This is a genomic window from Vagococcus sp. QWL-13 (assembly GCF_058683555.1).
On the sequence record NZ_CM178746.1, the window covers coordinates 1,815,119 to 1,827,210 of the forward strand.

Annotated in this window: 10 protein-coding genes; 1 reads left to right on the forward strand and 9 read right to left on the reverse strand. The window is 38.4% G+C overall.

Annotated features, from left to right (window positions below):
- Positions 1-317: 317 nt before the first annotated feature.
- Complete coding sequence (locus AC4PHI_RS08410) at positions 318-2,330, forward strand: M13 family metallopeptidase (RefSeq protein WP_492199469.1); 2,013 nt, start codon at positions 318-320, stop codon at positions 2,328-2,330.
- Positions 2,331-2,714: 384 nt separating this feature from the next.
- Here the strand turns inward: AC4PHI_RS08410 and AC4PHI_RS08415 are convergent, their stop codons facing one another.
- From AC4PHI_RS08415 to sufC, 9 genes are all read right to left on the reverse strand, one after another.
- Complete coding sequence (locus tag AC4PHI_RS08415; RefSeq protein WP_492199470.1) at positions 2,715-3,932, reverse strand: tetratricopeptide repeat-containing protein; 1,218 nt, start codon at positions 3,930-3,932, stop codon at positions 2,715-2,717.
- A gap of 20 nt (positions 3,933-3,952) precedes the next feature.
- A complete protein-coding gene (locus AC4PHI_RS08420) occupies positions 3,953-4,363 on the reverse strand; it encodes a TIR domain-containing protein (RefSeq protein WP_492199471.1) in 411 nt (136 codons plus the stop codon).
- A 16-nt stretch (positions 4,364-4,379) separates the two neighbouring features.
- Entirely contained in the window at positions 4,380-5,195 is an 816-nt protein-coding gene (locus AC4PHI_RS08425; protein ID WP_492199472.1) for a toll/interleukin-1 receptor domain-containing protein, read from the reverse strand.
- 403 nt (positions 5,196-5,598) lie between these two features.
- The gene (locus AC4PHI_RS08430; protein WP_492199473.1) at positions 5,599-6,543 is read right to left on the reverse strand and encodes an IS256 family transposase; all 945 of its coding nucleotides are present in this window, start codon (positions 6,541-6,543) and stop codon (positions 5,599-5,601) included.
- A gap of 287 nt (positions 6,544-6,830) precedes the next feature.
- Positions 6,831-8,243 carry a Fe-S cluster assembly protein SufB gene (gene sufB, locus AC4PHI_RS08435; RefSeq protein ID WP_492199474.1) on the reverse strand — a complete coding sequence of 471 codons (1,413 nt, stop codon included), beginning with the start codon at positions 8,241-8,243 and terminating at the stop codon, positions 6,831-6,833.
- A gap of 7 nt (positions 8,244-8,250) precedes the next feature.
- Positions 8,251-8,727: a Fe-S cluster assembly sulfur transfer protein SufU gene (gene sufU, locus AC4PHI_RS08440; protein WP_492199475.1), complete on the reverse strand. Its 477-nt coding sequence runs from the start codon at positions 8,725-8,727 to the stop codon at positions 8,251-8,253.
- On the reverse strand, positions 8,714-9,949 hold the full coding sequence (locus AC4PHI_RS08445; RefSeq protein WP_492199476.1) for a cysteine desulfurase: 1,236 nt from the start codon (positions 9,947-9,949) through the stop codon (positions 8,714-8,716). Before AC4PHI_RS08445 ends, sufU begins: the two co-directional genes overlap by 14 nt.
- 1 nt (position 9,950) lies before the next feature.
- Positions 9,951-11,240 (reverse strand): Fe-S cluster assembly protein SufD, encoded by a 1,290-nt coding sequence (gene sufD / locus AC4PHI_RS08450; RefSeq protein ID WP_492199477.1) that lies wholly within the window; start codon positions 11,238-11,240, stop codon positions 9,951-9,953.
- 47 nt (positions 11,241-11,287) lie between these two features.
- A complete protein-coding gene (gene sufC, locus AC4PHI_RS08455) occupies positions 11,288-12,055 on the reverse strand; it encodes a Fe-S cluster assembly ATPase SufC (protein ID WP_492199478.1) in 768 nt (255 codons plus the stop codon).
- Between the last annotated feature and the right edge of the window lie 37 nt (positions 12,056-12,092).

The window sequence follows — 12,092 nt, forward strand, 5'->3', positions numbered from 1 at the left end:
TGTTCACTTATCTTCAAAATGGCTTTAATCAAAACGGAAATTACTTTACACCTTGGAAAAAGTATTCCGCAAGTTCCGGAAATTTCATAAAAAAAACATCTGACAGATAGCGAATAAGAAGTTATATTTAGTTCGATTCATTGTTGACAAAAATGAAAAAAATGTAACTAAGTTGCTCTAGTTTGCCAACTGTCTATTCAAAAATCACAATACTAGGCATTTTATTTTAAAAAAAGACGATGATAGAATATAATCGCTTTTGGTTGAATATGTTCATTTGTTCGTATAAGGTATCCATTAAAATTTGGAGGGATTTTATGTTTAGAAAAAAATTTGTATCATTGGCTTCATTACTTTTGGTTGTTATTCTTTTTTCTGCATGCGGAAAAACATCACAAACTGAAAGTACGACTGATAGTGACACAGTGGATAGAGAAGCTGTGCGTCCGCAAGACGACTTTTATGAATATGTTAATGGAAAATGGCTAGAAGAAACAACAATAGATAGTAAAGAAGACGTGGCAAGCATATTCTCGGAGATTCAAAAAAATGTTTCGGGCACACTGCAAAATGATTTTGATGAGATGATTTCGGGGAAACTGGAACCGACAACGCCTGGCAGTATACAGTTTATAGATTTTTATAAAATGTTGCTGGATAAGGAAAAACGCAACAAAGACGGAATGGCTCCCCTGCTTCCTTATTTAGAAAAAATTGAAAATATTTCTACTTTAGATGACTTAAGCAATGTTATCGGAGAATTTACCCTTAGCGAAATTCCCTTACCGATTCATATCAGTATCATGACCGATATGAATGATGCAGAAAAACACCTGATAGCTGTTGACGCCCCTTCCATCCTGCTCTCAGATAAGAGTTACTACGAAGAAGGCAGCAAAGAAGGACAGAAAGAACTCAAGGAACATGAAAAGTCTTACATGAAGTTATTGACTGCTGTAGGAAAAACAGAACAAGAAGCGGCAGCCATGGTTAAAAACTATCTAAAAATTGATAGGCTAATTGCTGAAACCGCTAAATCCACTGAAGAAACAAGTGATATAGCAGGACAGTATAATCCCTATTCTATTTCTGAATTAAACGCGGTGATAAAGACTGTTGATTTGACCCAAGCAATGGAAGAAATTACCGGCGTAAAACCTGAGACTATTACTGTCCTTAATCCTGACTTTGCTAAAAATTTACACCTGATTGTTAATGAGGAAAATTTGCCGGCTATCAAAGACTGGATGTCTATCGACATGATATCTCAATCTTCCGAATTCCTCTCTGAAGAAATCGCAAAAGCGGGGTCCGATGAACCAGTGCCAGATGATGCCGATGATTATGAAAAAGATTTTAAATCTAAGTCTTATGAAACCGCAAGCGATCTGTTTAAAGATGCCATCGGGATGTATTATGGAAAAACTTACTTGGGTGATGCTGCCAAGAAGGACGTCATTCAAATGACAGAAAATATGATTTCCCTATATGAAGAACGTTTAAAAAACATTGATTGGCTATCAGAAAAGACAAAAGAAAATGCGCTTAAAAAATTAGACACACTAATCGTTCAAATTGGATATCCTGATAAGTTGCCTGCATACTATGAGCATCTGACCATTGATACAGACGTGAGTGCTTTCGACAACGTGCAGACGGTTCGAAAAGCCATCAATGAAAATCAGTTTTCAGTATATTCCCAATCGCCTGACCGGAAAGCATGGAAGACACCTGCCCACGAGGTTAATGCTTTCTATGACCCTCAAGCCAATACCATCTGTTTCCCGGCAGCTATTTTGCAAAAACCGGTTTATCATGTGGATCATTCCAAGAGCCAGAATTATGGCGGCATCGGAACCGTCATAGGACATGAACTATCCCATGCCTTTGACACTAATGGAGCAAAGTTTGATGAAAAAGGAAATTTACACGATTGGTGGACAAAAGAAGATTACAAAGAATTTGAGAAAAGAGCACAAAAAGTAGTCGAACAATTTGACGGCATGGAATTTGAAGGCGGCACAGTCAACGGCAAGCAGACAGTCAGTGAAAATATTGCGGATTCTTCAGGAATTTCCATCGCACTAGAATCGCTGAAAAACGAAGAAAATTCAAACTTGGAAGAGTTTTTCACCAGTTGGGCAACCATGTGGCGCAAAAAGTCTTCTCCTGAAATGACACAACAATTATTACTGATTGATACCCATTCTCCTAACAAACTAAGAGCAAATGTCCAATTATCTAATTTGGAAGATTTTTATACTACTTTTGATGTTAAAAAAGGAGACAAAATGTATCTTGCACCAGAAGAAAGAGCTTCTGTCTGGTAAAATAGTTAGGGATGGTTTGTTAAAATAATTTTTTTGATGAAATGGAAGATAAACACCCCTCCACCCATGAAAACAGGCGGAGAGGTGTTTGATTTGTATGCCCACAAAATTAGTGGCATTCTCAATGTTTGAATTATTATTTCTCTTTATTGACCGGATATTCGTACAAAATGCCAATATTGTCCAGCTTATACGATTTAATTAGTTCACTTTGTCATTCGTTATCAAAACAAGCAATTAAGAACACTTATAGTGGTTTAATTAGTCAGTAATTATCATTGATTATCAAATTAAGATGGTCAAAATCTGGTCAATTTAGATATGTTATTGGGAGCAATATCACAGAGCTAACCAGAAACGGATAGCTCTTTTTTGTATCTTTCCTTATTCTCTAATCAGACTAATTTCTTCCAAAGTTTTTTGGTAAGTCTCTTTCTCCCACTCTGCTTCTGTTCGGCTATAAAAAATTGTTTGATATTCCAAGTGTTTTTTTTCGTTTCCTAAATAGAAATAAGCAACTGAGAGTGTCGCATACATCCAATAGTTTTCCTCTTCATTCTCCAAGCTACTCTCAATTATAGAAATAACATCAGTATAAACTTTTTTGCTTTCATACATCAGGAAGCCTTTAACTTCGTCCGTTATATTATTATTTTGGGTTTTCAACGCTAGGCAGTTTGCATAATTCTCACCGTTGTAGTAATCTTTTTTGATGATATAGCCTTTGTTGTAGTATTCTACAGCTTCATCCAAGTAATCAAAGTTATTGTTCAACCTGTATAAGTTTTTATAAATAGCGCCTGTAATACCTAAGGTCTCTAAATCTAATGACTTTTCCGGATTCAATTCTTTAATTAATTCCAGCGCATTCTCCAATGCCTTTGTTTCATTAGGTAATTTAGATTTATATGTTGATAATGCTAGTTGTTGAACAACATATTCATTATTTGGAAGAGCCTTCTTTAATTTTTTCCAACTGACTATCGCACTCTTAAAATCAGCTTGTTTCATAAATTCTTTTGCCTCATTTAACAAGTTAATTATAGTTTCGTTGCTTTCCTCTGCAGTTTTTATAAACCGATTATATTCCTCATCACTAATTGTTGGAGGTTGTGTATTGGGTAAGTATGTATATAGAGGACTATCGACTATCTCACCTTTACTTGACAAGACAAATTCCTTTAAAGATTTTTTAATCTCATTTGCCTCATCTATATCTAGTTCTTCACCAATCTCTTCATACGTCAGGTATCTAGAATGCTCTAAGTCAAAAGGAATTTTGTTATCCTTTTGAACCATAATAATTGTTGAAAATGGTCTAACTGCGTGTCTTACACCTAATTCATAGATAGCATTTGCATTAAGTGTAGTCAAATCAGCGATGACCAAATCTGCATTCAATAGAAGGGCATACATGCTTACATCAATAATTGACGAGCCTGCTATCTCATCAGCTCTGATTAACTTATACTCTGTTAATTCCTCTTCAAACAGTGGCTTAATAACTTTTAGGTATATTTTATCTAAATCAACTTTTTTTGAATTCTGGTAATCCATCTTTTCCCCAAACCCCATAGCTACAAAACAAACTTTTTGTTTCATTCATGTTTTCCTCCATTCACTTAATTAGCATAATTCCTAACTGCATTAATTAAACTAGATGAATTCCAACCTACTAGAACAGTTGCATTATTCGATATTTTAGTGGGGGTCTTTTCGCTTCCCCAAGGCTTTAATCCGATTATTGGTTTGTTTAATCGCAACGCTTCATCAATTTCATAATCAATCCATTTACTATAATTAGTGTACATACCCGCAACTACTATAACTGCACTACAACCATTAATTTGTCTTGTCAATTTTTCTTTTAATTCTTTATCAGTCGAAGAATCAAATGGATTATCAGCAGAGACCGAATGATTAGACCATTTAAAGTATGGGCTATCGTCAAGCCAGCCTTTAACTTTGCCATAATGACTCGCATAAGTCCATGAATGACTAATCAATAATCTGTAATTTTTTAAATATGGCATATTTGTATCTCTCCATTCAAATTATTTTTATAAAATCTGGATACACATAAACATTTCTAAAATTATGATTTCCATATTTTTCATTTTCAAAATTCGTTACGGATTTCACTTTAAACTTTACCCTGTCTCCAATACTTATTTCCTGAGCAATAGGAATAAATTTATAGTACAATTGCAACCAATGACTCTCTTCTTCATGAAATCTTTCACCAATAGGAATCAAGATATCAATCTTACAAAAAATGTAATCTGTGTATTTAATAATATCTGTTATTGTTGCTACGTATGTAGAACTTGACGGACTTAGTTTTCTTAAGTGCTCGCAACACACATCAACTTCATCATATAAAACATCATCAGTTACATCTAATTTCATCTTTGATGATAAATCTTTGACAAATTCTCGTAACCCTTGTCTACAATTATTGGCTCCATTTAAGATTATTCCCATTTTTTTCTGATTTATACAACAGTCCATAAACTCTTTGGAATTTCTATCGAATCCCGGTATAAAAAACAAATAATACTCATTTTTTGTAACCCATGAGGCACCCATTTCATTAAGACAAACAACACTCTTAAAATAATCTTCTGAAAGTAAAAATAAAACAATGTTACTTTTCTCGATTCTGTTACCCAAATAATTATAAATATTCTCCCCTAGAGGGATTTTGTTTTTCTCATGCGAAGTATATACTATATCTGAATTAGTAATCCCAATAGAAACCATTAAATTCCTAAGAGCGTTACCATATTGTCTATCTACAGAGTTATGACTCAAAAATACTGATTGTTTGTTATCAAAAAAAGAACTAACAAGTTTCCCAAACATCGAATTTTCACCTACCAGACATTTTGTACTCAAATGTAATTGTACCATACTCCCCCACTTATCTAAAAGTAAAATTAAATTATTGGCAATTCTTGAATAATGTACCTGAAATATTTGTAGGTCTGTTTCAAGTACATATCTCCCACTTCTTTGTAGGACAGTTCAACTATTTCAGACCGAAAAATATATTTTGTTTCACCTGTATCTGAAGCGCTAAAACACTGTTGTATCAATATCTGTATCACGTTGTTTCAGATAGGTTTCAGATACCAAAATTCTTTATCCTTTTACAAAACGAAAAAAAAGAATACCCCATGTGAGCCATGTATGCTCATATAAAGGTATCCTCTATTGGGTCAAAAAACAACGGGGTGGGGTCTGCCATCCTATCATCTTCTTGGTATTATAAACTGATCATGTTAGTGGTGTAAATAATGCGTCGTAATTCTGCTGGGTACTTGAAAAAAGTTGCCAATTCCGTCCAGTTGTCCATCCAACTTTTCGTGATAATGGGATATTTCTCGCCCCATTTTTCATCAAATTTGTTGAGTGCTTCTGACGCTAATTCTTCCGTAGCCGCCTTATAGATTGGTTTTAAGTCAGCCGTTACCGACCTCAAATCTTTATACCCGACAAAACGAATACTGCTACGGATTTGATGAACGATACACTTTTGAATCTCTGTTTGTGGGAACGTAGCCTCAATGGCTTCGCTAAAACCACTTAAGTTATCTGTGCAAGCAATGAGAATATCCTGGACACCACAATTTTTCAATTCATTTAAGGCCCTTAACCAGAACTTGGAAGATTCAGATTCACCAATCCAAATACCTAATACATCTTTATAGCCTTCAATCGTTACACCTAGAACAACATAAGCTACTTTTGACTGGATCCGACCTTCATGTCTCACCTTAAAATGAATCGCATCCATAAAGATAATCGGATACAGCGCTTCTAATGGTCGATTTTGCCACTCTTTTACCAAAGGCAAGATCTTATTGGTGACATTTGAAATAAGCGTAGGAGAGACTTCCGCACCGTATAAATCATTAAAATGTTCTTCGATATCTCGCGTGCTCAATCCTTTAGCATACATGGAGACAATTTGATCTTCTAATCCTGTTAAGGAGGTTTGATTTTTCTTAATAATTAGAGGCTCAAATTCACCGTTTCGATCACGTGGAATAGCTAATGGCACCTTGCCATATTCTGTTGACCGTAAGGTCTTAGAACTCGTTCCATTGCGTCTGTTTTCTGTCGCTTTATTTTCTTTGAAGTTCTTTTCATACCCCAGATGTGTATCTAGTTCTGCTTCCATAATTTCTTGGATTGTTTCCCCAAACATATCTTTGAACGCATTTTTTATATCATCAGTCGTTTTTATATCGTAATGTTAGGTCATTTTTTTATTTGATCTTTTGAGAGCATACTCATTGGTGTATTCCTCCTAGATGATTTTTTTCATTATACCATTTTGGAACTTACACAAAATATTGTACACTCCCCAAAATTTTGCTGATATGATGGCTCATCAGTAAAAAAGCTGGTCAAAAGCTGGTCATTTCAAATATCAAGGTAAAATAAAAAAGCTAGAATCCTTATCTATCAAGGGTTCTAGCTCCTATAAAAGGTTTATCCCACACTGCCTTCCATCTCGTAACTTATCAATCGATTCAACTCTACCGCATATTCCATCGGCAATTCTTTCGTGAACGGCTCGACAAAGCCCATCACAATCATTTCAGTCGCTTCTTCTTCCGACAAGCCTCGGCTCATCAAATAATAAAGCTGCTCTTCTGAAATTTTTGATACTTTGGCCTCGTGCTCCAAAGCAACTTGGCTGTTGTGGATTTCATTAAATGGAATCGTATCACTCTTAGATAATCCATCCATGATAATCGTGTCACATTCAATGTGTGAAATAGAGCCTGCACTATTTTTTCCAAAGGTAACCTGTCCGCGGTAGTTGACTTCCCCGCCGCCTTTAGCGATCGACTTGGAAACGATAGAGCTGGAAGTATTAGGCGCATTGTGAATCATTTTTGCACCAGTATCCTGAATCTGCCCTTCATTAGCAAACGCCACTGACAACATGGTGCCTCGTGCACCTTTTCCATCCAAATACACACTTGGGTATTTCATCGTAGTCTTGGCACCCAAGTTTCCATCGATCCACTCCACGGTTCCGCCTTCCATTGCTTTGGCACGTTTCGTTACTAAATTGTAGACATTGTCAGACCAGTTTTGGATGGTCGTATATCGACAATAAGCATCTTTTAAGGTGAAGATTTCCACGATAGCCGCGTGCAGACTGTTAGAAGAGTAAGTTGGTGCGGTACACCCTTCCACATAGTGAACACTGGCTCCTTCATCAACGATGATCAGCGTACGCTCAAACTGTCCCATATTTTCGTCATTAATCCGGAAATATGTTTGGAGAGGAACATCTGCTTTTACTCCCTTTGGCACGTAAATAAAGGTTCCCCCTGACCATACCGCTGAATTTAGCGCCGCAAGTTTGTTGTCAGTTGGCGGAACTAATTTTGCAAAGTATTGTTTAAACAGTTCAGGGTATTCTTTTAAAGCAGAATCCGTGTCGGTAAACACGATGCCTAATTTTTGAAATTCTTCTTTCATATTATGATAGACAACTTCTGATTCATACTGGGCGGAAGCACCAGCCAAATATTTTTGCTCTGCTTCTGGAATTCCCAGACGCTCAAAAGTTTCTTTGATTTTTTCAGGCACATCTTCCCAGTCCCTAACTGGTTCATCACTTGATTTTTTATAGTAAGTCAACTCATCAAAATCTAAATCAGAAAGATCTGGTCCCCATGTCTGCATAGGCATTTTTTTATAGGCTGCAAAAGATTTCAGCCGGAAGTCCAACATCCATTCCGGTTCTTCTTTCACCCGGGAGATTTCTCTGATAACTTCTTCTGTCAATCCCTCACCAGTACTATAGACCGGCTTCACATCATCGCGAAATCCATATTGATATTCGCCAACTACTGGTACATCTTCAATTTCTGGTATGTCCGTCATATTACTTTCACTCCTTATTCTCGCAATGTTCTTGAGATTCGGTGGCAAGTGCTTCTTTCTCGTTGATTCCTTTTTCTAAAGCCTTCCATGCCAATGTGGCACATTTGATACGGGCAGGGAATTTAGAGACCCCCTGCAATATAGCAGCATCACCGAGTGCATCTAGGTCTGCCACCTCATTGCCTTGAACGAGCTGGGAAAAATCTTCCGCAAGTTTCAAAGCTTCATCCTCTGTTTTGCCTATCACAGCATCTGTCATCATGCTTGCACTAGCCATGGATATCGAACAGCCGCTCCCGGCAAAACGGGCATTTGTCACCATGCCGTCCTCGATTTTTAATTGCAGCTGAATCACATCGCCGCATGTAGGGTTGTTTAATTCGATTTCATGAGTCAATCCCTCTTCCAAACCAAAGTGGTGAGGGTGACTGGAATGGTCTAAAATCACTTGGCGATATAAATTGTCTAGTCTAGATAATGCCATGATTGAAAAACTCCTTTGTTGCAATGACTGCTTCGATAAATTTGTCCGCTTCTTCGATCGTATTATAAAAATAAAAACTTGCACGTGCCGTAGACTGGACATTTAAATGTTGCAATAACGGTTGGGTACAATGATGCCCCGCTCTCACCGCCACCCCCTGCATATCCATCGCTGTTGCCACATCATGTGGATGTACACCGTCGATATTGAAAGCTATCACGCCTGAACGTTTTTTCGGATCTTTTGGTCCATAGATTGTGACACCTTCGATGGCTTGAAGTTTAGGCAAAACATACTCAATCAAGGTCTGCTCATAATTATGTATCGTCTCCAAGCCGATTTCTGTTAAGTAGTCTACCGCTGCACCTAATCCGATACCACCGGCGATATTAGGTGTGCCTGCTTCAAATTTCCATGGCAATTCTGCCCAAGTACTCTCTTGAAGGTAAACAAAATCTATCATTTCTCCGCCGAATTCCACAGGCTCCATTTTCTCAAGCAAAGATTGTTTGCCGTATAAAACACCGGTTCCTGTTGGTCCGCACATTTTATGTCCGCTAAACGTATAAAAATCTGCATCCAGTTGCTGCACATCTATGGGCATATGAGGGACTGACTGTGCACCGTCCACTACCATCACAGCTCCCACATCATGGGCAAGTTTAATAAGGTCTTCGATCGGGGTGATAGTTCCCATCACATTGGAAGCATGATTCAATGCCACGATTTTTGTTTTTCCTGTAATTTTTTCCCGAGCATCCGCCACGTCTAATTCGCCGTCTTCAGTCAGACTGATATATTTTAGCACCGCTTTTTTCCTTTGTGCCAGCTGCTGCCACGGAACAATATTTGAATGGTGTTCCATGTGAGAAATAACGATTTCATCGCCTTCTGCCACGTTAGCATCGCCATAGCTTCTAGCAATCCAGTTCAAACTTGTGGTTGTTCCTCTTGTAAACAACACTTCTTTTGTAGAAGCTGCGTTGATAAACCGGCGGATTTTCTCTCTGGCATTTTCATAAGCTGAAGTAGCCCGTTCCCCCAAAGTATGAACACCTCGGTGGACATTGGCATTATCATGTTCATAATAATATTTCAAGACGTCCAGCACCTGTTTAGGCGTTTGTGAGGTTGCTGCATTATCCAAATAAATCAAAGGCTCATCGTTCACTTCTTGAAACAGAATAGGGAAATCTTGACGCCATTTATCAACATTCAGCATATTAAATTAACTTCCTTTCGATAACTTCTGCCAATTCATCACGAACTGCAGTCACTGGAATAGCTGTCAAGACTGAACCTAAGAATCCGCGAATGACCAGACGTTCTGCCTCCACTCTCTCCAAGCCGCGGCTCATCAGGTAATACATTTCTTCTGGATCGACCCGGCCAACACTGGCAGCATGTCCAGCGGTTACTTCATTTTCATCAATCAGCAAAATCGGGTTGGCATCTCCCCTTGCCTTATCAGAAAGCATCATCACGCGACTTTCTTGTTGGGCATCTGAGCCAACTGCTCCTTTGATAATATGTCCGATACCATTGAAGGTCAACGTCCCACGCTCACGGATGACTCCGTGCTGCAAGATATGGCCCACAGAATGACGGCCATAGTTGGTAACACGAGTGTCGATTCCTTGCACTTGACGTCCCGCGCTGATAGCTACCGCCTTAACCTCTGAATGAGAGCCTTCGCCGACTAAATCAGAATCAAAGTCTGCAACAACGTTTCCGTCATTCATGACCCCGATAGCCCAGTCAACACTGCCATCCCTTAAAATATGGGCACGACGGTTGAAGTAAGTCGTAACATTTTTACCCAACTGGTCAATGGCAGCAAATTTCACCTGTGCGCCTTGTTTTGCAATCACTTCTACGACAATGCTTGCTGTTGATTTTGCTTCCCCGTCGCCAATGGTCTCAAATTTTTCCAAATAGCTCACAGAGCTGTTAGTGTCTGCTAAAATCAATACGTGCTTTGTAAAATTCACCTCGGAATCTGCACTGTGATAAAAATGCGCTTCCATAGGCTCCTCAATCACAACATTTTTAGGAACGTATAAAAACATTCCGCTATTCATAAACGCCGCATGAAAAGCCGTCAACTTGTCTTCATCATATTTTACCGCTAACTGCATATAGGCTTCTCTAACTAAATCCCCATGCTCTTTCAAAGCTGTAAATATATCGGTAAAAATCACTCCTTGATCGACCAACTCTTGAGGCAGTTGTTCTTTGAGCGTCCGGTTATAAAACTGGACAAACAACGGATGATTTGTTTCTTTGTTCAGCAATACTGACTCATCGAAATTATCTTCTCCGTCGAAAACCAGTCCCTTGACTTCTGTCAGCGGCCAACGATGCATTTTGACCCGTTCGATGACCGGCAAAGCCAAGTCTTCTATTTTACTCAAGGCTGCCAAACGCTGCTCCAGCATCCAAGATGGTTCTCCTTGACTAACTGAAAATGCCTTTACGTCGTCAAGATAAGTTTTCTCTATCGTTTCCTTCATTTATCTTGTCACTCCCATTTCTTGAGGCAAATGCCTGCTATCACTTATTATTCTCCAGCTAACTCGATACCCAATTCTCTGCTGATACCGGCATACCCTTCAGCCTCTAGTTGTTTAGCCAGTTCTGCATCACCCGTTTTTACAATTCTGCCATCCATCATAATATGGACAACATCTGGTGTGATGTAGTTAAGCAAACGCTGATAGTGAGTAATAATCAGTGCACCAAAATCATCGCTGCGCATTTCGTTGACTCCCTTGGACACAACTTTCAACGCATCGATGTCAAGGCCTGAATCGATTTCATCCAAAATTGCAAATGTCGGCTCCATCATCAACAGCTGCAAAATTTCATTACGTTTCTTCTCTCCGCCGGAAAACCCTTCATTCAAATAACGCTCCGCCATTTCTTCAGGCATGTCCAACAGAGCCATTTTCTCATCCAGTTTCTTGATGAAATTCATAACTGAAATCTTGTCATCTTCCGGGCGCTTGGCATTAATCGACGCACGCATAAATTCAGCATTGGTAATGCCTGGAATTTCACTCGGATATTGCATGGCTAAAAATATTCCTTCGCGGGCACGTTCGTCCACTTCCAATTCTAAAATATTTTTACCATCCAGCAGAACTTCTCCCTGTGTCACTACAAAATTTGGGTTCCCCATAATTGCGGCAGACAGAGTTGATTTTCCTGTCCCGTTTGGTCCCATAATGGCATGTACTTCTCCTGTATTCATTGTCAGATTGACACCCTTTAAAATTTCCTTGTCGTCAATCGATACATGCAAATCTTTTATTTCTAAAACAGACATCAAAAATCCCTCCAATAAATTGTTTAGATAAAAAATA

What these genes read in the sequence shown, in the direction of transcription:
- AC4PHI_RS08420 (WP_492199471.1), bottom strand. Translation starts at nt 4,363, where the DNA reads ATGCCATATTTAAAAAATTACAGATTATTGATTAGTCATTCATGGACT.
- AC4PHI_RS08410 (WP_492199469.1), top strand. Translation starts at nt 318, where the DNA reads ATGTTTAGAAAAAAATTTGTATCATTGGCTTCATTACTTTTGGTTGTT.
- AC4PHI_RS08445 (WP_492199476.1), bottom strand. Translation starts at nt 9,949, where the DNA reads ATGCTGAATGTTGATAAATGGCGTCAAGATTTCCCTATTCTGTTTCAA.
- sufU (WP_492199475.1), bottom strand. Translation starts at nt 8,727, where the DNA reads ATGGCATTATCTAGACTAGACAATTTATATCGCCAAGTGATTTTAGAC.
- sufC (WP_492199478.1), bottom strand. Translation starts at nt 12,055, where the DNA reads ATGTCTGTTTTAGAAATAAAAGATTTGCATGTATCGATTGACGACAAG.
- AC4PHI_RS08425 (WP_492199472.1), bottom strand. Translation starts at nt 5,195, where the DNA reads ATGTTTGGGAAACTTGTTAGTTCTTTTTTTGATAACAAACAATCAGTA.
- AC4PHI_RS08415 (WP_492199470.1), bottom strand. Translation starts at nt 3,932, where the DNA reads ATGAAACAAAAAGTTTGTTTTGTAGCTATGGGGTTTGGGGAAAAGATG.
- AC4PHI_RS08430 (WP_492199473.1), bottom strand. Translation starts at nt 6,543, where the DNA reads ATGTTTGGGGAAACAATCCAAGAAATTATGGAAGCAGAACTAGATACA.
- sufD (WP_492199477.1), bottom strand. Translation starts at nt 11,240, where the DNA reads ATGAAGGAAACGATAGAGAAAACTTATCTTGACGACGTAAAGGCATTT.
- sufB (WP_492199474.1), bottom strand. Translation starts at nt 8,243, where the DNA reads ATGACGGACATACCAGAAATTGAAGATGTACCAGTAGTTGGCGAATAT.